General features: G+C 65.2%; 19 protein-coding genes. 12 read left to right on the plus strand and 7 right to left on the minus strand.

What is annotated here, in order from left to right:
• Positions 1-27: 27 nt before the first annotated feature.
• Positions 28-696, minus strand: a complete 669-nt coding sequence (locus tag ABZW16_RS09925) for a hypothetical protein (RefSeq protein ID WP_354954165.1) — start codon at positions 694-696, stop codon at positions 28-30.
• A gap of 260 nt (positions 697-956) precedes the next feature.
• On the opposite strand from ABZW16_RS09925, the gene ABZW16_RS09930 reads away from it, so the two are divergent.
• The 8 genes from ABZW16_RS09930 to ugpC all read left to right on the plus strand — a co-directional run bounded on the left by ABZW16_RS09930 (position 957) and on the right by ugpC (position 10,355).
• Complete coding sequence (locus ABZW16_RS09930) at positions 957-1,511, plus strand: DUF6764 family protein (protein ID WP_354954167.1); 555 nt, start codon at positions 957-959, stop codon at positions 1,509-1,511.
• Positions 1,512-1,597: 86 nt separating this feature from the next.
• Entirely contained in the window at positions 1,598-2,821 is a 1,224-nt protein-coding gene (locus ABZW16_RS09935) for a serine hydrolase domain-containing protein (RefSeq protein ID WP_354954211.1), read from the plus strand.
• A gap of 16 nt (positions 2,822-2,837) precedes the next feature.
• Entirely contained in the window at positions 2,838-4,238 is a 1,401-nt protein-coding gene (locus ABZW16_RS09940; protein ID WP_354954169.1) for a cytochrome P450, read from the plus strand.
• A gap of 476 nt (positions 4,239-4,714) precedes the next feature.
• Entirely contained in the window at positions 4,715-5,611 is an 897-nt protein-coding gene (locus tag ABZW16_RS09945; protein ID WP_354954171.1) for a L,D-transpeptidase, read from the plus strand.
• A gap of 335 nt (positions 5,612-5,946) precedes the next feature.
• A complete protein-coding gene (locus tag ABZW16_RS09950; RefSeq protein WP_354954173.1) occupies positions 5,947-6,876 on the plus strand; it encodes a sugar ABC transporter permease in 930 nt (309 codons plus the stop codon).
• A 143-nt stretch (positions 6,877-7,019) separates the two neighbouring features.
• On the plus strand, positions 7,020-7,811 hold the full coding sequence (locus ABZW16_RS09955) for a carbohydrate ABC transporter permease (RefSeq protein ID WP_354954213.1): 792 nt from the start codon (positions 7,020-7,022) through the stop codon (positions 7,809-7,811).
• 69 nt (positions 7,812-7,880) lie between these two features.
• Positions 7,881-9,209 (plus strand): ABC transporter substrate-binding protein, encoded by a 1,329-nt coding sequence (locus ABZW16_RS09960; RefSeq protein ID WP_354954175.1) that lies wholly within the window; start codon positions 7,881-7,883, stop codon positions 9,207-9,209.
• A 66-nt stretch (positions 9,210-9,275) separates the two neighbouring features.
• Positions 9,276-10,355, plus strand: a complete 1,080-nt coding sequence (gene ugpC, locus ABZW16_RS09965; protein ID WP_354954177.1) for a sn-glycerol-3-phosphate ABC transporter ATP-binding protein UgpC — start codon at positions 9,276-9,278, stop codon at positions 10,353-10,355.
• A gap of 47 nt (positions 10,356-10,402) precedes the next feature.
• Here the strand turns inward: ugpC and ABZW16_RS09970 are convergent, their stop codons facing one another.
• From ABZW16_RS09970 to ABZW16_RS09980, 3 genes are all read right to left on the minus strand, one after another.
• Positions 10,403-12,421 carry a M13-type metalloendopeptidase gene (locus ABZW16_RS09970; RefSeq protein WP_354954179.1) on the minus strand — a complete coding sequence of 673 codons (2,019 nt, stop codon included), beginning with the start codon at positions 12,419-12,421 and terminating at the stop codon, positions 10,403-10,405.
• 78 nt (positions 12,422-12,499) lie between these two features.
• Positions 12,500-12,877, minus strand: a complete 378-nt coding sequence (locus ABZW16_RS09975; RefSeq protein WP_354954181.1) for a DUF397 domain-containing protein — start codon at positions 12,875-12,877, stop codon at positions 12,500-12,502.
• A 10-nt stretch (positions 12,878-12,887) separates the two neighbouring features.
• Positions 12,888-13,739, minus strand: coding sequence for a Scr1 family TA system antitoxin-like transcriptional regulator (locus ABZW16_RS09980; RefSeq protein WP_354954183.1), 852 nt, complete (start codon positions 13,737-13,739; stop codon positions 12,888-12,890).
• Positions 13,740-13,873: 134 nt separating this feature from the next.
• Here ABZW16_RS09980 and ABZW16_RS09985 point away from each other — a divergent pair, with 134 nt between their 5' ends.
• Positions 13,874-14,425 carry a hypothetical protein gene (locus ABZW16_RS09985; RefSeq protein ID WP_354954185.1) on the plus strand — a complete coding sequence of 184 codons (552 nt, stop codon included), beginning with the start codon at positions 13,874-13,876 and terminating at the stop codon, positions 14,423-14,425.
• Here ABZW16_RS09985 and ABZW16_RS09990 read toward each other — a convergent pair.
• Positions 14,403-14,885 (minus strand): DUF4190 domain-containing protein, encoded by a 483-nt coding sequence (locus ABZW16_RS09990; protein WP_354954187.1) that lies wholly within the window; start codon positions 14,883-14,885, stop codon positions 14,403-14,405. The two genes, ABZW16_RS09985 and ABZW16_RS09990, sit on opposite strands and share 23 nt — an antisense overlap.
• A 114-nt stretch (positions 14,886-14,999) precedes the next feature.
• Positions 15,000-15,785, minus strand: a complete 786-nt coding sequence (locus tag ABZW16_RS09995; RefSeq protein ID WP_354954189.1) for a pirin family protein — start codon at positions 15,783-15,785, stop codon at positions 15,000-15,002.
• A 261-nt stretch (positions 15,786-16,046) separates the two neighbouring features.
• Between ABZW16_RS09995 and ABZW16_RS10000 the strand changes: the two genes are divergently transcribed.
• Positions 16,047-16,508: an NUDIX domain-containing protein gene (locus ABZW16_RS10000; RefSeq protein ID WP_354954191.1), complete on the plus strand. Its 462-nt coding sequence runs from the start codon at positions 16,047-16,049 to the stop codon at positions 16,506-16,508.
• Between the two features lie 92 nt (positions 16,509-16,600).
• Positions 16,601-17,953 (plus strand): MFS transporter, encoded by a 1,353-nt coding sequence (locus tag ABZW16_RS10005; protein ID WP_354954193.1) that lies wholly within the window; start codon positions 16,601-16,603, stop codon positions 17,951-17,953.
• Here ABZW16_RS10005 and ABZW16_RS10010 read toward each other — a convergent pair.
• Positions 17,946-18,497 (minus strand): hypothetical protein, encoded by a 552-nt coding sequence (locus ABZW16_RS10010; protein WP_354954195.1) that lies wholly within the window; start codon positions 18,495-18,497, stop codon positions 17,946-17,948. The genes ABZW16_RS10005 and ABZW16_RS10010 overlap by 8 nt on opposite strands.
• A gap of 157 nt (positions 18,498-18,654) precedes the next feature.
• Here ABZW16_RS10010 and ABZW16_RS10015 point away from each other — a divergent pair, with 157 nt between their 5' ends.
• Positions 18,655-20,298 carry a DUF4185 domain-containing protein gene (locus tag ABZW16_RS10015; protein WP_354954197.1) on the plus strand — a complete coding sequence of 548 codons (1,644 nt, stop codon included), beginning with the start codon at positions 18,655-18,657 and terminating at the stop codon, positions 20,296-20,298.
• Positions 20,299-20,337: the final 39 nt, after the last annotated feature.

Here is a 20,337-nt window from a genome sequence, read left to right on the forward strand (position 1 = left end):
ACCTTCGCGGGCCGGTTTTCGGTCAGGTCAGAGATTCTGGACGCAGACCACGAAGTGCCGCGTCGGGTACTCGAACCCACTGCTGCTGCCGCAGACGCTCGCATCGTCGGCACCCTGCTGAATATTGGTCACCTTGACACCCTGGCTGGCGCGTTCGGTGCAGTCGATGCGCTTGGGGTCCTCACCGCTGATATCCATGCAGCCGCCGACAACCCAGTCGATATCCAGGCAGATCGCGCCCTGCTGCGTGCCGTTGAGGGTTTCGAAGTAGGCGGAGTCGCGGTCGGCCACGCACTGCGAACTGGTCGTCGCCTTGCCGATCACCTTGTAGTTCGACGACCGGCTGCCGCAGGACGCCTTGGCGATGGTGGCGTTATCGGTCGTACCGCCGAGAGTTACGCAATCACCGACATTGGCCTGGAAGTCGGTGCTACCGCCCTTGGTCGCCGAGGTGGTCGCGGTCGGCTTGCCCGAGGACGGGCGGGCGGTGGTCGTCGGCCGACCCGAAGTGGGCCTGGCCGGTGAGGTTTTCGGAGTATTGGTGGACGAGACCGCATCAATGGTCCCGTTCCCTATCGCTGGCTGGGCGGTGCCGCTGATTTTATTGCCGCAGCCCGCGAGCGAGAGCGCGGCGACCACCGCAACCGCGGCGACGGCCGCCATCGCGAGGCGACCCGAGATCAGTTGACGAGACACGTACAGTCCTCCCGGCTGTAACGCTCCGAACTCATACCCCCGTGGGAATCCGAAGTTGATCTAGCAATGCGTGAGATAACCACGCCATGCTTACACCACCGACCGCGCATGCGTCGAGTCGACAGCTTCGACGCCGCAGCGGCACAGTGCGCGCCGAGATACCTGCTCGATCGCCCCGGCGGGACGGCGTACCAGCGGAATCAGCGGTCCAGCAACCGATCTGGGTATGGTTGGGGTTCCGGTGTGAAAGGAGACCGTCCGTGAAGCTGATCAGCGCAATCGCCTACACCACCGCCGCGGTCGGCACCTCGCTCATACTGCCCGCGGTGGCATCAGCAACCGATGTGTATTGCGCATCCGACACCGGCACGGATGTGACCGTAATCGACGGAAACACCGCTTGCCGGGCCGCGGCGGAAGCCTCCGGCCGGGCGCTGTCGGCCGGATATGACGGGGTCGGCTACGCGCACGCCGCCTCCGGCGCGGCGGCACTCGGTGTCGGCGCGGCGGGCGGGGTCGGCGCCAGCGACGGGGTCGGCGGCATCCCGATCGCCTTCGGCTACGGCCCGGATGCGGTTGCACTGACCACGATCACCGCTCCGGCAACCGATTCCGAGATCGGCAGAGCACAGGCGGCCATACCGCTGTTCGCGATATCGATCGCCTTCGAGGGCTCGCGCGCTCAGGTCGCGACCGCCGACAGTTCGGTGGTGTGCCTCGGCACGGCGGCCTTCGCCTGGAATTCGGCGACCGGTAGGACGTGTCTGACCACGCCTTTCGGGCGCTGGCAAACCCCGAGATCCGAGCTAGGCTGATATTTCGGTCCCGCTGACCAGCAGGAGGTGCGACCGTGGTTTCTGCCATCCCGGCACCTGACCGGCGACCAGCCGCGCCGCGGGAAATGCTCGTCGACCCGAGGTTCGTCCGGCTCGCCGACCATTTCTTCGGCATGTTCACCCAGCCGACGCGCGGCGGCGGCGCACTCGCCATCTATCTCGACGGTCGGCCCGTCGTCGATATCTGGGCGGGCTGGGCGGCCAAGGATCGCCGCTGGAACGGCGACAATGTGGCACTCACCTTCTCCACCGGCAAGGGCGTCGCGACCACCGTGGTGCACCGGCTGGCCGAGCGGGGGCTGATCGACTACGACACCCCGGTCGCGACGTATTGGCCGGAGTTCAGCGCGCACGGCAAGGAAGACATCACCGTGCGCGATGTGCTCTCGCACCGCGCCGGACTGCATCGGGTCCGCGGCCTGGTCCCCGGCCGCGAGGGCATCCTCGACTACGACGCCGTCGTCGCGGCACTGGCCGAGAGCCCGGCCGATCCGCGGCGGATCCGCACCTCCGGCTATCACGCCATCACCTTCGGCTGGCTGGTGGCCGAGATCGTGCAGCGCGCTACCGGCGATCGGTTCACCGATCTGGTGCGGCGCGAGATCGCAGAGCCACTCGGCTATGACGAATTCTGGTTCCAGGTACCGGCATCCGAGCGCTACCGGATCGCCAAGATCTTTCCGCATCTGAGCCCGCCCGGAATCCGTTGGAATACCGCGTCATCGGTGCTGTCCTGGGTGCGGCCGGTGCGCGGGCTCGCCGAGGCGGGTATGCCGGAGAATTTCGACGAATTGGTCCGCGATCCGCGCGTGCACGATGCAGTGATGCCGGGCTGGAACGGCGTCTTCTCGGCGCGCGCACTGGCGAGGATGTATGGGGCGCTTGCCAATGGTGGCCGGGTCGAGGCGCTTGCCCCGGGACGCGGCGGACCCGGCATCGGCGCGGTGCAATTTCTGAAACCGGAGACGATCGAGCTCGTCAACCAGACCCAGCGGGCCGACAGCCGCGACTATGTGCTGGGGCTGCCGCTGAAATTCACCCTCGGCTATCACCGACCGGTGGTGATGTCCAAGCAGCAGCCGCGAAATGCCTTCGGCCACTACGGTCTCGGCGGTTCGGGTGCCTATGCCGATCCGGATCTCGGCATGTCGATCGCCTTCGTCACCAATCGCCTCGGCAATGCGGTGACCGCGCTCGGGGATGCCCGCCTCGCGCGCCTGGCCGCCATTACCAGCAACATCGCGCGCAGAGCGAAATCGGAGCGGGCGGTCGAACCCGGCGAGCGGTGAATTCGTAGCTATAGATATGGAGCAGGCGGACGCACCACCCGAAACGGCGCTGGACGGCGCGTATTCGACGCCGCGCGCACCCCGGATGGTGCTCGCGCACGCGCTGGCCGCTGGCATCGATTTCGAGCGGTACTTCCGGTGGCGGCGTGGCCACGAGGGGGATCCGTTCTATGTCCGGTTTCCCGGCTTCGGCGCCGTGCTGTTCACCGGCACCGCGATCGGCGCCCGGGAAATCTTTCGCGCGCCGATCGAACTGCTGGAACCGCCGCGGCCGAATCCGATCGAACCACTCGTCGGCGCCGCCTCGTTGATTCTGGCCGCCGGTGAACGGCACCGACGCGACCGGGCATTGCTTGTGCCCGCGTTCCACAGCGCCCGGATCCGGGCCTACGGCGAGCTCATCCGCGACTCTGTCATGGCCGAAATGTCCGGCAGCACAGGCGAATCCCGCCCCGCCTGGCGCCCGGGCAGCCGCATCGACTCGCGCGCGGCGGCCAGGGCGATCACACTGCGGGTCATTCTGGAGGCGGTATTCGGAGTGGACAGCCAGCAGCGGCGCGCCGAATACACCGCCGCAGTCGCGGAATTCCTCACCGCCTTCTCCGGACCGCTGATGCTGGTGCCTGCCCTGCGCCACGGGGTGTTCGGCCATGCGCCGTGGGACCGGTTCCGCGCGGCGCGCGAGCGACTCGACGAGCTGATCCTGACCGATATCGCATGCCGACGTGCGGTGGCCGACGGCCGCGCGGTGCGCACGGACATTCTCGATATGTTGCTCACGACCAGCTATGCCGACGGCACCGCGATCTCCGATGCCGAGCTGTGCGAACAATTGCGCACCCTGCTGGTCGCCGGGCACGAGACCACCGCGACGACCCTGGTGTGGGCGCTGTTCCATGTGCATCGCGAACCCGCGGCGCTGGATCGCCTGCGCGCCGAGCTGCGGGCGGCGGGTCCCGATGCCACCCCGCTCGAACTGGCCGGTCTGCCGTATCTGGACGCGGTCTGTCAGGAGACGCTGCGGCTGCATCCCGCGGTGCCGATCGTCCTGCGCAGGCTGACTGCGCCGTTCGCACTGCGTGGAGTCGCACTCGCGGCGGGCGAGACGATGGGCGTGGCGGTACCGCTGCTGCACTCCGATCCCGCGGTGTGGTCGGATCCGGAGCAGTTCCGGCCGGAGCGATTCCTCGACCGCAAGTACCGGCCGTTCGAATTCGCACCGTTCGGCGGCGGCCATCGACGGTGTGTCGGGGCGTCGCTGGCCGACTACGAACTGCGGATCGTGCTCGCCACCGTGCTGGGCCGGGTGCGGCTGCGGCTCACGCCGCGGTATGCACGGGGCCGCGCGCCGCTATCGGTGCCACACAACATCGCGACAGGTCCACATCGGTCGATTCCGTTCGAAGTCGTGGCGTGAGCGACGGGCCGGGAGGAGGCGGTGTGTGTAACCACGTGGGGCGCTGGGAACGCCATTATCGGATACCGCGGCGCGAAAATGCGTGATTTATGTCACGAAGAGGTTTGACAATTCCCGCGAGAATGGCAGCGGTCCACCCTTCGAATACATCGAGATTTACCGCCGTGACCGGCACTTATCGCGAAAGATGGTGACCCACAACGACATATGTGTCGTATGCCACATTGATGTGCATATCGTATTAATCCGAAACGCCACTGGCTTCGGACCGCCCTGGGACGGTAGGAAGGAAGTCAGGGGCGGGTTGCGTCATAAATACCCGTGGGGTGCCCTATGTTCCCCGCGCCGTTTTTCCGTGGGCATATGCGAGGCGGATTCCACGTCGATCTTTGTGGAACCACCGTGCGAGCGCCACACCTATGAGAGATCTCGCTGCGTCACCGGCGTCGACGAGAGATGGATTGGACGAGAAACCTATGCATGCCGCTTTGAACACCGGGACGTCGACTGCTCCTCGTCGCGGAGCGCTAGCCCGCCGACTCCGGCAGGGCGTCCTATTGTCGGCGGCCATCGCCACCATCGGTGTCACCGCCGTCGCGCCCGCACAGGCCGATCCGCTCGGCTTCGGCTCGGGCTCGACCTCGCCAGCCACCGATCCCGGCGTCCAGGCGAATTTCGCGCCGCCGAGCATCAGCCCCGGCGACGGCGAGACCGTCGGCGTCGCGCAGCCGGTCATCATCAACTTCAAGGATCCGGTGACCGATCACGCCACCGCCGAGCAGGCCATCAAGATCACCTCCTCGAATCCGGCGCCCGGGCACTTCTACTGGTTCAGCGACAAGCAGGTGCGCTGGCGGCCGTACGAGTTCTGGCCCGCCAATACCGATGTGACCGTCGAGGCGGGCGGCACCCGTACCGCCTACCGGATCGGCGACGCCTTCATCACCACCTCCGACGACACCACCCACACCATGACGATCACTCGCAATGGCGAGGAGATCATGACCATGCCGACCTCGATGGGCAAGACCAAGCACGAGACCCCGAACGGCACCTACTTCGTCGGCGAACAGCTGCGCAAGATGACCATGGATTCGTCCACTTACGGTGTGCCGACCACCGATCCCGAGGGCTACAAGGTCGAGGTCGAGTACGCCACCCGGATCTCCAATAGCGGCATCTTCGTACACGCGGCGCCGTGGTCGGTTGCGCAGCAAGGCGTTTCGAATGCGAGCCACGGCTGCCTGAACGTCAGCACCGAGAACGCCAAGTGGTTCTTCGAGAACGCGAAGAAGGGCGATCCGGTCATCGTCCAGAACACCAATGGCGGCACGCTGAATGCGCGTGACGGCTACGGCGACTGGAACGACTGAGCGCCGACCGGACAGCTCCCGAGCCCAACTCAGCCCAGGCACAAACGGCCTGGGCTGAGTTCTTTTTGTTCAGCAGATGGTGTTCCGGATTTTCCGGACGGCAGACCAGTTGCCGGATAACCTCCCGAGTGGCGCAACGCTACAACTGATTTCGGGAGAACATGGGTAACTCGCCGGGGACGCCCAGATTCCAGCCGCCGACACCACCGTCGGCCCGCGACGAAACACTCACGCCACCGCACGACCGGCACCAGGTTCGGGGAGCGCACGAGAAGTTCAGCGGGTCGACGCTCGGCATTAACCGACTGTTTGCTGCGCGACGTAGAGTCGCGGCGGTGCGAACCAGGCCGGAACGAGTGCTGCCACAACCGCGGGGGCGTGGACTGCGTAACCGGCCGTGGCAGGACTATGCGCTGTTCCTGGTGTTGCTCGGGCCGAATCTGGCGCTGCTGACGCTGTTCGTCTACCGCCCGCTGGCCGACAATATCCGGCTCTCGTTCACCGACTTCAATATCTCCGATACGTTCGTGAACTACATCGGGTTCGCGAACTACAAAGAGTGGTGGGGCAGGGACGATTCGTGGCAGATCGTCACCAATACAGTGGTGTTCACCCTGGCCGCGGTGCTGGGCAGCATGGTGCTCGGCCTGGCACTCGCCCTGTTGCTCGACCGTAAGCTGTTCGGCCGCAATGTGGTTCGCTCGACCATCTTCGCGCCGTTCGTCATCTCCGGTGCGGCCATCGGTGTGGCGTTCCAGTTCATCTTCGATCCCAGCTTCGGGCTGGTCCAGGATGTGCTGCACCGCATCGGCGTCGACAAGGTGCCCGACTTCTACCAGGATCCGCACTGGGCGCTGTTCATGGTGACGGTCACCTATATCTGGAAGAACCTCGGCTACACCTTCGTCATCTACCTGGCCGCACTGCAGGGCACCCGCGCCGACCTGATGGAAGCGGCCGAAATGGACGGCGCGAGCCGCTGGACCACCTTCACCAAAGTGCTATTGCCGCAATTGCGCCCGACGACATTCTTCCTGTCCATCACGGTGCTGCTGAACTCGCTGCAGGTCTTCGACATCATCAATGTGATGACGCGCGGCGGACCGCTCGGCACCGGCACCACGACCATGGTCTACCAGGTCTACGAGGAGTCCTTCCGCAACTTCCGGGCCGGATACGGCGCGACGGTGGCCACCATCATGTTCCTCGTGCTGCTGGTCATCACGCTGGTGCAGGTGCGCATCATGGATCGGGGCGAGCAGTGAAAAATACCGGCCGTAGCGACGGGCGCGGAGGCGGTAGCTTGCGTAACCACGGAGCGACCCGCGAAGGACGGCATCAATACCGTATCGAGACACTTTCATATCGGCGCAGGCAGCGCGCGGTCACCCTGCTCGGCTACGCCGCGATGGTGTGTGTGCTGATCATCGTCGGCGTTCCGCTGTTCTGGATCTTCATCACCTCGTTCAAGGCGCGTCCGGATATCTACACCCAGCCGGCGGTGTACTGGCCGCACAGCTGGCATCCGGAGAACTACGAGGAGGCCACCACTGCGTTGCCGTTCTGGACATTCCTGCGCAATTCGCTGATCGTCACCGGGATCGTCGCGCTGGTGAAATTCGTGCTCGGGGTGTTCAGCGCGTACGGCCTGGTGTTTCTGCGCTTTCCGGGCAAGACCGTGGTGTTCCTGGTGATCATCGCGGCGCTGATGGTGCCCAACCAGATCACGGTGATCTCCAATTACGCGCTGATCGCCCAGGTGGGCTGGCGAAATACCTTCCAGGGCATCATCGTTCCGCTCTGCGGAGTGGCCTTCGGCACCTTCCTGATGCGCAACCATTTCCTCTCGCTGCCCTCCGAGGTGATCGAAGCGGCGCGGATGGACGGTGCCAACTGGTGGCGGCTCCTCACCAGGGTGGTGCTGCCGATGTCCGGACCGACCATGGTGGCCTTCGCGGTGGTCACGCTGGTCAACGAGTGGAACGAATACCTCTGGCCGTTCCTGATGGCGGATGACACCAGGGTCGCCACCCTGCCGGTCGGCCTCACCCTGTTGCAGAACACCGAGAATCCGAGCGTCACCAACTGGGGACCGGTGATGGCGGGCACACTGCTGACCATGCTGCCGATTCTCGTCGTATTCCTGCTGCTGCAGCGCCACATGATCAAGGGCCTCACCTCGGGTGCGGTCAAGGGGTAAGCCCACCCGCCGCCCGGCCACCACCCGTCGAGGAATCGCTACGCGATACTGAACCAACTAGGAGAAACAGTGTCCACTTCACAGTTCCCCGCACTGTCGCGGCGCGGATTCATCGGACTGGCCGGTGCGCTCGCCGCGGGTACCGCACTGACCGCGTGCGCGGGCAGCGGCGGTGGCGGCAAACAGTCCGGCGACGACAACACCATCACCTTCTGGTCGAATCACCCTGGCACCTCGAAGGACCTCGAGACCGAGCTGATCAACCGGTTCCAGGCGAAATATCCGGACCTGAAGGTCGATCTGGTCGACGCGGGCAAGAACTACGAGGAGGTGTCGCAGAAGTTCAATGCGGCGCTGTCCGGCGGTAAGCTGCCCGATGTCGTTGTGCTCTCGGATGTCTGGTGGTTCAACTACGCGCTCAACGGCACCATCGAGCCGCTGGACGGGCACTTCGCCGATGCCGGGGTGAAGTTGGACGACTATGTCGATTCGCTGGCCGCGGACTATGTGTTCAACGGTAAGCACTACGCGCTGCCGTATTCGCGCTCGACACCGCTGTTCTACTACAACAAGGATGTTTGGGCGAAGGCCGGTCTGCCCGACCGCGGCCCGCAGAGCTGGCAAGAATTCGACGAGTGGGGCCCGAAGATCCAGTCGGTGGTCGGCGAGGGCAAGCTCGCGCACGGCTGGGGTGATGCCAAGAACTACCTGGCCTGGACCTTCCAGGGACCGAACTGGACCTTCGGTGGCGCCTACTCCGATCAGTGGTCGCTGAAGTTCACCGATCCCAAAACCATTGCGGCGGGCCAGTTCCTGCGCGATATGATCCACACCAAGAAATACGCGGGCATCAAACCTCAGATCGCCGTCGACTTCGGCACCGGTGTCATCGCCTCCACCATCGCCTCCACCGGCGATCTGAAGGGCATCCAGAAGAACGCCGAGGGCAAACTCGCGTTCGGCACCGCATTCCTGCCGCACCCCAACGGGCCGGGCGTCACCACCGGCGGTGCCGGCCTGGCGATTCCATCGCGCATCTCCGATCAGCGGAAGGTGAATGCGCTGAAGTTCATCGAGTTCATCACCAATGCGGCCAATACCGCGTACTTCTCGCAGGGCACCGGATATATGCCGGTGCGCAAGTCGGCGGTGTCCGATCCGAGCGAGGTCGACTTCCTCACCAAGAACCCGAACTCGAAGGTGGCCATCGAGCAGCTCGCGGTGACCAAATCGCAGGATTACGCGCGGGTATTCGTGCCCGGCGGTGACCAGATCATCGGCACCGGACTGGAGCAGATCGGTCTGCAGAACGCCGATCCGGCAACGGCTTTCGCCAATGTGGCCAGCCAGTTGCAGGCCATTATCGATCGGCAGATCACGCCGAAGCTGCCCAAGTAAGTACCGACCAACCGCGGCGCGCATCCGGCCCGGGCGCGCCAGGAATCCGACACAGGGAGCGACAGCATGGCAACAGTGCACTTCGACGGGGTGACGCATCTGTATCCCGGTGCGCCGACGCCTGCTGTCGACAACCTGGAGCTCGATATCGCCGACGGGGAATTCATCGTCCTCGTCGGCCCATCGGGCTGCGGTAAGTCGACCAGCCTGCGGATGTTGGCGGGTCTGGAATCGGTTGAGGCGGGCCGCATCCTGATCGGCGGCAAGGATGTCACCGGACTGCCGCCGCGGGCCCGCGATGTGGCGATGGTGTTCCAGAGCTATGCGCTCTACCCGAATATGACCGTCGCGCAGAATATGGGCTTTGCGCTACGCAATGCCGGAATGAACAAGGCGGACACCGTGGTTCGCGTCCAGGAGGCGGCGAAAATGCTCGAACTCGAGCATCTGCTCGACCGCAAACCGGCGAAACTCTCCGGCGGACAGCGCCAGCGCGTCGCGATGGGGCGCGCCATCGTGCGCCGCCCCCAGGTCTTCTGCATGGACGAACCGCTGTCCAACCTGGACGCCAAACTGCGGGTGAGCACCCGCTCCCAGATCGCCGCACTGCAGAAGCGGCTCGGCACCACCACCGTCTACGTCACCCACGACCAGGTCGAGGCCATGACAATGGGTGATCGCGTCGCGGTGCTGCGCGACGGCAAACTCCAGCAGATCGCCAAACCCCGTGAGCTCTACGACAACCCGGTGAACACCTTCGTCGCCGGCTTCATCGGCTCACCCGGTATGAACCTGATCGACGCCCCGGTCCGCGACGGTGCCGCCGTCCTCGGCGAGCTGCGAATTCCCCTGCCCCGCAGTGCAACCGGCGAACGGGTCGTGGTCGGCATCCGTCCGGAATCCTGGGCAACGACCACCGATGTGGACAACAGCCTCGCCGTGACCGCCGAACTCCTCGAAGAGCTCGGCGCGGAATCGTTCATCTACAGCCACGGCGTGACCGATGAATGGAACAGCCGCTCCGGCAAGGTGGTAGCCCGGGTGGACCGCCGCTTCCAAGTGGCCCTCGGTGATCGCCTACGCCTGCGCCCCAAATTCGACGAGATCTTCTTCTTCGACGCCGAATCCGAGGAACGTCTGCGCTGAACCCGGCCTGCCGGGCCGCCGTGATCGGCGACCTGGCAGTCGGATGCTCACCAGATCTTGACGCGCTGCGCGGGCTCCAGATACAGCTCGTCGCCCGGCTGCACATCGAAGGCCTCGTGGAAGCTGTCGATATTGCGAACCACCGCATTGCAGCGGAACTCCGGCGGGGAGTGGGGGTCGGTGGCCAGGCGGCGGATGGCCTCCTCATCGCGGGCCTTGGTGCGCCAGACCTGGGCCCAACCGTAGAAGACGCGCTGCATACCGGTGAGACTGTCGATCACCGGCGGCTCCGCGCCTTCGAGAGCGATCCGGTACGCAGCCAAGGCGATGGAGAGACCACCGAGGTCGCCGATATTCTCGCCGATGGTGAATTCACCATTGACGGTGTGGTCTTCGGACAGCGCCTTGGGCGACAGCACACTGTACTGATCGATCAAAGCCTTTGTGCGCTTGCCGAATTCGGCGCGGTCGGCATCGGTCCACCAGTCGACCATATTGCCATCGCCATCGTACTTGGCGCCCTGATCGTCGAACCCGTGCCCGATTTCGTGCCCGATCACCGCACCGATACCGCCGTAGTTGGCGGCGGCGTCGGCGTGCATATCGAAGAACGGCGGCCGCAGAATGGCGGCGGGGAAGACGATTTCGTTCATGCCCGGGTTGTAGTAGGCGTTCACCGTCTGCGGGGTCATGAACCATTCGCCGCGGTCGACCGGTCCGCCGAGCTTGTTCAGATCGCGGTCGTGTTCGGCGGCGTAGCCGCGACGATAGTTGCCGACCAGATCGGTCGGCACGATCACGATGGCGGAATAGTCGCGCCACTTATCCGGGTAGCCGATCTTGGGGGTGAACTTCTCCAGTTTGGCCAGCGCCGCGGCCCTGGTCTCGGGGCCCATCCAGTCCAGATCGGCGATATTGCGACGGTAGGCCTCCTGCAGATTCGCGACCAGCTCGACCATCCGCGCCTTGGCCTCCGGCGGGAAGTGTTCGGCCACATACAGCTTCCCGACCGCCTCGCCGAGCAGATCCTGCACCACCGAAACACCGCGCTTCCAGCGTTCCCGGTTCTCCTGCGCCCCGGTGAGGGTGCGGCCGTAGAAGTCGAAGTTCTCCTCGACAATGGGATCGGTGAGATAGGCCGCGCGCGAACGCAACAGCCGCCACATCGCCCAGGCCTGCCAGTCGGCCAGCGATTCGGCGGCCCAGGTCTGTGCGAAGGTGCGCACGTAATCCGGCTGGCGCACAACCACTTCGGCGAACAGCCCGGGACCGGGCTCGGATACCCCCTCGGCGAGCGCGGAAGTCCAGGCATGCCAATCGAATTCCGGATTCTCCGCGACCAGCGTGTCGTAGGTGGTCAGGTTGTAGCTCAGTTCGGCATCGCGACGGCGCACCACATCCCAGTGCCCGGCCGCGAGTTTGCGCTCCAGTTCGAACACCCGCTGCCCGACCGTCGCCAGATCGTCGGGCAGTAGCGCGGCGATCTGCGGTTCGGCGGCGGCCAGGGCGAACATCCGCCCGATATGCGCGATGTACTCGGCCCGGATCTCGGCGAATTCGTCCTGCCGGTAATAGGACTCGTCGGGCAGCCCGATCCCGGACTGGGTGGCGTGCGCGAGATACCGATTGGAGTTCTTATCGTCGGTATCGACATACACACCGAGCGCGCCGCCGACGCCGGTGCGCTGCAACCTGCCGAGCAGCGCGGCGAAGGCACCGCGGTCGGCGATCTCGCGGATCTCGGTGAGTTCACCCGCGATGGGCGCGAGTCCGAGCGAGGCCACCGTCTCGGTGTCCATGAAGCTCGAATACAGATCACCGATCTTGCGCGCAGCACTGCCGTGCTCGGCCGATGAGCCAGCAGTGTTCTGGATGATCGCCTGGACATCCAGTTCCGCCTGGTCGTACAGCGCCCGGAAGGCACCGTCGACCGCGCGGTCCGCGGGTATCTCATAGGTATCCAGCCAAGTGCCGTTGACATGGGCGAACAGGTCGTCTTGCACCCGAACGGCCTGGTCGAGGTAGGAAAGATCGATACCGGAGGGACTGCTCAGATCGGAAGTCACGATCTCCAGTATGCCGAGGTGACGAGAATGCCGTCGCCCTGGTTTGCCCCGGCCGCGCGGACGGCCGGGGAGGAACGGTCAGGCGGGGAGAATGATGCGGTCGAATTCGCCGTCGCGCGCTCCGGCGAGGAAGGCATCCCACTCTTCGGAGGTGTAGGTCAGAGTGATATCGCCGTGGCGCACGGTGGCGCTGCCGTCGGCGTGCATGTGCGCGATCAACTCGTTGTGCGATCGCCCGCTGTTGAGGAGGTTGATGAACGAGGTCCAGAGGCTCGCGGTAACGGTGATGACGGGCTCTTCGGCGGGGCGGTTGGCCGGGTTGCGGCGGTATTTGCTGTCACGGATGAGCACCGCGTCACCATCGAACCGGACCTCGACGCATTGATTGCCGTTGTTCGATCGAGTCGACGTGAACCAGTCAGTAAAAACCGACCGGAGGGTAGCGGTGGTGGCCATGGGCAGGATTTTACACTCGTGCATAGCGGCTGATCAGCGCCAATGACTCGTCACGAGTCAACGACTGCTCCAGCGCGCGAACATAAGCGAAGCTCAAATCGCGTACCTGTTCCGGGTCGTCGACCGCTCCGCCGAAGACCGCGCTCTCGGCCCAGGCGAAGGTCGGCAGCTGTTCGCCGGCGAAGTCGATCAGATGGAAGCTGGAACCGCCGAGCACCGCCCCCGCCTTGGCAGCGAACGGGATGACCCGCACCTCGATATTGTCGAGTTGCTCGATCAACTTCGCCAGATACTCCAACTGTCCGCGCAGTACTTCAGGACCGCCGGTCTGCTGCAGCAGGGTGCCCTCGCCGATTACCGCGGTCAGCTCGACCGCCCCCTTACCGCGCAGCCGATCCTGGCGCCGCATCCGGATGGCTACCAGTTGCTCGACCTGTACCGGACGGATCATCACGTCCGCACGGATGAGTGCGCGAGCGTAATCCTCGGTCTGTAGCAGTCCGGGAAACACCAAACTGTCATAGCTGCGAATGCTGTGCGCGCCGAACTCCATGCCGTACAGCCGCTGCAGTTCCGGCCCGATCAGGGCCGACGATTTGGCCCACCAGCCACGCTGTTTGCTCGCCTCGAGCAGGGCCAGCAACTCCTCGCGCTCCTCGGCGTCCACCTCTAGCAGTTCGAGTACCGGGCCGATGGTGTTGGTGGTGAGAACTCGCCGCCCCTTCTCGACGTGCGACCAATTGGCCGGAGTGAAGCCGACCCGCTTGGCGAAGGTCGCCGAATCGAAGCCGCGCTGTTCGCGCAATTCCCGCAGACGCAGCACCAGTTCCCAACGAGCAACTGTGGGGGAAACGGGTGCCATGGCTAATGATCTTACGCCCGAGAATTTCCCGGCGTGTGACTATTGTCATCCCAGTTGTGCCGGTCTATGGTCGAGATCTGCGGCAACTTTTTGCTTTTCACGTCGATCCACTCAAAATCGAGGCGAGGTCCGTCATGAGTACGTCGCGAATGGAACCGGGTAGCCACCTAGCGGCCCAGGACTTCGCGGCGGCCCAGGAAGCCTTGGCCCGCTGTCGCCGCTACCGCAAGGACAACGGACTCTACGGGGTCGTCGATCCCGCACTCGGGCGCATCCTGTTGGAGATCGGCGCGGTCGGCGCGGTCGTCATGCCCGCCGTACTCGGCAAGCGTGTGCACGCCCACCTGCTGGCTGCCTGCGGGCGCACCGGACCGATCATCGCGCATCCGCGCTCCAGCCGCTGGTCCTTCCTCACCGGTCCGACCGACAACTCATATCTCGATATGACGCTGTTCCCGGAACTGTTCCGGGTGTGCGCCTCGGTGGCATTGCCCGGCAGCCGGATCGTGCTGCCCTCGCCGACCGACGAGCTCAGCGGCTACCGGGTCTGGATCGCGTCACCCGAGGACGACTACCGTCCGGAGCTGTGCGATGTCATCGCCGCGACCAGGGCGTGTGCCAGCAAAGGCGGGCGCGAACTCGAACGGTCGGTGGTCACTCACCTCACGGGCTCGGGCGCGGAGTGAGCGTCACGCTGAAGCTCTGCTCGATGCTGTGCTGCCACTTGTCCCGGCATTCGTTGAGCTTGGTCTGATCGTTGCCCGCCTTCTGCACGCAGTCCAGGTAGTCCTTACCGCCGGAGTCGACGAAGAAGCTCCAGCCGACAATGCTGAGCACGATCGCCGCGACCAGGGCGAGCACGCCGAGGATGAGGCCGGTGACGGCCATACCGGTGCCGCCCGCGCTGCCGGAACGGATCTTGAACAACGCGATGATGCCGAAGATCAGTGCGAACAGGCCGAACAGGTAGCCGCCGATCAGCGTCCAGCAACTCAGGAAGCCCAGGATGCCGAGCACCAATGTGGTGATGGCCAGGCCCGTCCGCTTGGGCGATTCCTGCCAGTAGTTGGGCTGCCGCTGATACGGCTCAGGACGTGGATAGTCACCGGGCGGTGGATATTGGCCTGGCGGCGGATACTGCGACATGGGCTTCCTCTCAACCGGTGCGCTTGCGCGGCAATCGGCTACTGATCGCACTATCGGAGCGCGGATGTTAATGCCGTGCCCGGCCGATCCTTTCCAGCGACCTACGGGCTATCGCTAGGGCTGCGAGCCGAGCCGCGCGTGCATCTCCCAGACCAGAATCTCCGCGGGTCCGCGGGCGATCACCCGCTGCCCACCCGACCTGGTCAGCCGCACCGCATCACCCGTGTACAGCGGGCCGACACCCTCCATCTCCACCTCGCCCCTGGCGACGAACAGATGTAGGTACGGTGCGTCAGGTAGCTCGACCGACTGCTCGGTGTCACCGGTGCCCGCCATGCGCGCCACGTGCATCGCCGAATGACTGCTGCCGATGGCGATCGCGGTCCGGTCGCGGTAACGCGGCAGGCCGGAGGCCACGGTCACCAGCGAGCCACCCGCCAATTCGTCGTCGATCTCGAGCTGCTGATAGCCCGGCTCCAGACCCGGCTCGTCGGGGACCACCCACATCTGCACGAAATGCACCGGCTCGTCGTGTTCGGTGCCGCGGTCCAGCCGCCAGGAGTCGTTCTTCTCCGAATGCAGGATTCCGGTGCCCGCGCTCATCCGCTGCGCCAGGCCGGGATAGATGACGCCGCTGTGACCGAGCGAATCCTGGTGCACCAGGCTGCCGCCGAGCACCCAGGTCACGATCTCCATATCCCGGTGCGGATGGGTTTCAAAGCCCTGACCAGGGGAAACAATATCCTCGTTATTGACGAGCAGCAGTCCGTGATGGGTGTTGTCGGGATCGTAGTGCTCCCCGAAGGAGAACGAGTGCTTCGAATCCAGCCAGGACACGCGCGTTTTCATGCGATCGCCGCCGCGATGGACATCGATGTGTGGTGTCGTGAGTGTGGACATCATGGTCCTCCTCTCGGGACCGTGCACCGATCACCTTTCAGGGTAGGAGCACGTACGACGCGGTACTCCGAATTCCTAGTAAATTGTCCTGCACTCGGCATTTTACGCGAGCGACCGGCGGGTGAACGGCAGGCGAGCACTACCAACCGGTTCGTCGAATCGTCACCCCTGATCAACCCGCCACCGCACCGATGCGGCCGCCCACACCCAGGGCGGATTCGTAACACCATGCGCCACAACGCAACCGGAGGTGACGACCAGATGCGACCCGAGGCACTCGCCCGCATCGAGCGACAACTCCGCAATGCCGCACAGCGCGATGGGATCAGCGATTTCGTCGTCGGTGTTGCGGTTTTCCGAGACGGCAAACTCCTGGTAGTCCGCCGCGTACCGGACGATTACCACGGCGGAATGTACGAACTGCCTGGTGGCGGAGTCGAATCCGGGGAGACGCTGGCCGAATGCGTGGCACGCGAGCTGTTCGAGGAGACCGGTTTGCGTGTGCGCGATATCACCGACTTCCTCGGCGGCTTCGACTACGCCACCCGGACCAAGGCCAGGGTCCGCAAGTACAGCTTCATGGTCGAGGTGGAGCCGGGTGAGGTAGCGCTGGAGCCCGGTGAACACGACGCCTTCGCCTGGATCGATGCCGCGGCCCTGGACGAGCTGCCGATGGCCCCTGATATGCGCGAAACGATCTCCGCCCTGGTCAAATGCGTTTGATCGGCGACACGGCCACCTGCCCGACCACTACGGAGCGATTCGTACGAGCGACGTTCCGAAGGCACCGCGATCGAACACAGTAGCCTTTCGACGTGTCCACTGGTCGCCCCGAAGGCTCTACTCCCGCGGACGAGCGACCGGTATCGCTACAGACGGCGCTGCGCGAGAGTCCCGGCGTGCTGCGCCTGGCCCTGGTCCGCTTCACCGGTCAGTTCGGCGACGGCATGTTCCAGGCGGCGCTATCGGGCGCCATCCTGTTCAATCCGGAACGCGAGACCGATCCGCTGGCCATCGCCGCCGCCTTCGCGGTGCTCTTGCTGCCGTACTCGCTGATCGGACCCTATGCCGGTGCACTGCTGGACCGCTGGGACCGGCGAGCGGTACTGCTGGTCGCCAATGTGCTGCGGGCGATTCTGATCGGCGCGGTCAGCGTCGGGCTCTTGGCGGGTAGCAGTTCGACGCCCCTATTGCTGCTCGCGCTGGCCGTGGTCGGGATCAGCAGATTCGTACTCTCCGGTGTGTCCGCGGCCCTGCCCCGGGTGCTGGACCAGCACTGGCTGGTGCCCGCGAATTCGGTGCTCGCCACGGTGGCCTCCGGCTGCGCCGGTGTCGGTGCCGCCGCCGCGGTCGCGATCATCGGACTGATCGGTGCCGGTGATTTCGCCTCGGCGATCGCGGTGGCGATCAGCGCGGTCTGGTCGGTCTTCGGTGCGGTGCTCGCGGCCGGATTCGGGGCCGGGGTGCTGGGTCCGGAGCCGGGAACGGCGGTGCGTGACAGTGCGATACATGCGGTCCTCACCGGCCTGCGCCATGGTGCGGCGGCGGTTTGGGGGGCGGTTCAGGTCACCACCGCGATGATCGGCATCGGCGCGCACCGGATCGTCTTCGGCACCAACACCCTGATCATGGTGCTGGTGCTGCGGCAGGCGCCGGTCGACGGCGGCGGGACCAATACCGGGCTGACCCGTTTCGGGCTCGCCATCGGCGCCACCGCGGCGGGGATGCTGGTCGCGGCGGTCGTCGCACCGCTGCTGATTCCGCGCCTGGGCCGGACGCGCACGGTCGTGCTCGGTCTGTGCATCGCGACCGTGGTCCAGTTGACGCTGGTCACGCCGACCGCCATCGCAACGGCCGGTACCGCGGCGCATCGGGCGCATCAGCTGCTGCTCGTCGGTGCGTTCCTGTTCGGGCTGGCTGGGCAGATCATCAAATTGACCGGTGACGCGACGATGCAGATCGATATCGGTGACACCAGGCGCGGTCAGGTATTCGCCTTGCAGGACACCGTCTTCAATATCGCGTTCGTGGCGGCAATCGCGGCTACCGCGCTGGTGATACCGGCGGACGGACGCTCGATCGGGGTGGTGCTGGTCGGCGCCGGGATCTATTGCGCCGGAATCGCGGCCATCGCGCTGAACAACCGGCGCGCACCGGTCGTCAACTGAACGGCGTTGCGGGGTAACCGGGTTCATCGGCGGACCAGGTGCGGTGCTCCCCGAACCCGGCCACCTGCGCCCATCCGTCTGCTGACCGCCACCCCGCAGCGAATCGCTGCGTGACGCCGTCCGCCGCGGCATGCGGATCCGACGGTGGGGAATCCGGCAACGGCTCATCATGATTCGACAGTGCCGCGCCGAACCCATTGGCGGCGAGGTGGTCCGGCTCCGGCTCGGTGCGCACGATCCAGTCGAGGTGTTCGCTGTCCGCATCGGCCGGATTGCCGGTTATCTCGTGATTCCAGGTGCCATTGCCAGTCGGATCGGTGAAGAAGTGGTCGGGTACGCCGTCGTCGTCGAGATCCAACCCGACCACATCGGCGATGCCGGTGCCGTGCGAATCCCATAGCACGTCATCGGCCAGGCCGTCGCCGTCGAAGTCGAGGCCGACCGCGTCACCCACACCCGATCCGGATAGATCCAGCTCCGCCTGGCTGGTCCAGATGTGGACCGTGCCGTCGCCGGTCCCGAATACGTACTCGATCTCGTTCATATCTATTTGGACGCGGCGCCCGGCCATCCGGTTCCGTCATCGCGCGAAGCCAATGCGAATTCGATACCATCGCACCCGCTCGCGATACCGCATTCCGACAGCGCGGTCGAGTAACTTGATCTTCCATCGACCCGAATCGACAGGGAGCCAACAAGACATGGGATTTCGGCCGACCAGCACGCGGGTATTCGCGGCGGCGGCCACCTATCCCTGTGCACCCGCGTTGTTCGGCCTACTGCTGGCCGGGGCGCTGACCATACCGACGCCCGTCGCGCAGGCCGCGCAATATCCGTGGGCGCCGCCGCCGGTGAACAGTTGCGGCGAGATCGGATTCGATCCATTGAACCGGGCGCCGGATCCGAACGCACCGCCGCCTCCGCCGCTGCCACAGCTGCCCCCGCAGATCGATATCCCGGTGCCGGTTCCGGAGATCACGCCGGTGCCGGTGCCCGACCCACCGCCGGACAACACCCGGATCGATCCGGAGCCGCTGCCCGATGACCCGTGCCGCAACCCGTGCCCGGATGTGCGCGACACCCCGAAACCACCGGAGCCCGCCACCGATCCGCAACCGAATACCGCACCCAACACCGGGTCCAGCTCGGGTTCGGGATCCGGTTCGAGTTCGGGTTCCGGATCCGGGTCCAGCTCCGGTTCTGCATCGATCCAGCTGCCGCGCATAGAGATCCGCCCGGAGATCGAGCCCATTCCGATCCCGGTGCCCGGCCGTGACGGAGTCGAACCGCAGCCCGCGCCGCCGCCGGTCGTGCACCCGATCGAGCCGGGGCCGCTGGCCGCGGCTGTTGCCCCGCCGCTGGTGGAATCGGTGGATCTGGTCGGTCAGGTGACCGGACACGGTTCGCAGAATCGCACCGATATGCGCTGGCAGGTCGACGGCACCGATCTCGGGATCATGTGGGAGACCAAACCCGGCGAGGTCGCCGTCGCCTTCGGCGACACCTTCGGCGAGGGCTGGCAGAGCGGCGGCGTCGGCGGCCCGGATTGGCGCAGCAATGTGCTCGGCTACAGCACCGACCACGACCTTGCCGATGGCCTCAGCATCGACACCATGGTGCAGGACAGCCGCTGTCACGCGGCCGAATTGCTATCCAGCCGCAAGATCAAGAACTGGGAGACGACGACCATTCCGACCTCCGGGTTCGCGATCGGAAAGCGCCAGTTCATGAGCTATATGTCGGTGAATCACTGGAGCCGGATCCCGGGCATGTGGTCGACCAACTACGGCGGACTCGCATACTCCGACGACAATGGCCGCACCTGGGTCAAGGACCAACATGCCAAGTGGGACAACTTCTTCGGACTCGGCCGCTTCCAGGTGGCGGCCATGGTGCCGCAGGGCGATTACGTCTACATGTTCGGTACGCCCAATGGCCGGATCGGTGTGATCGGCCTGGCCAGGGTGCCGAAGACCGAGGTGCTGAACAAATCGGCCTACCAGTACTGGGTCGGCGGCAGCTGGGCCCCCTGCGCCGAAAACCAGGCCACACCTTTGGTTCTCGGCATGGCCAGCGAACTGTCGGTGCGGTTCGACAAGGACAGCAAGCAGTGGCAGATGACCTACCTCGACTCCGCCCGCGGTGCGATCGTGCTGCGCACCGCGGCGGCGCCGCAGGGTGCGTGGACCGATGGCGTCGCGCTGGTCTCGACCGACGACTATCCGAAGGCCTACGGCGGCTTCATCCATCCGTGGTCCACGGCGGAAGATCTGTATTTCACCATCTCGGCGTGGGATTCCTACAACGTGTATCTCATGCACGCGAAAATCGATCCGCCGCACTGATCGCGATCGGGTCGGACCGACCGCGGTTCGGTATGGTGC

This window comes from Nocardia sp. NPDC004604, from assembly GCF_040609795.1.
In the GTDB taxonomy this organism is placed as follows: Bacteria; Actinomycetota; Actinomycetes; order Mycobacteriales; family Mycobacteriaceae; genus Nocardia.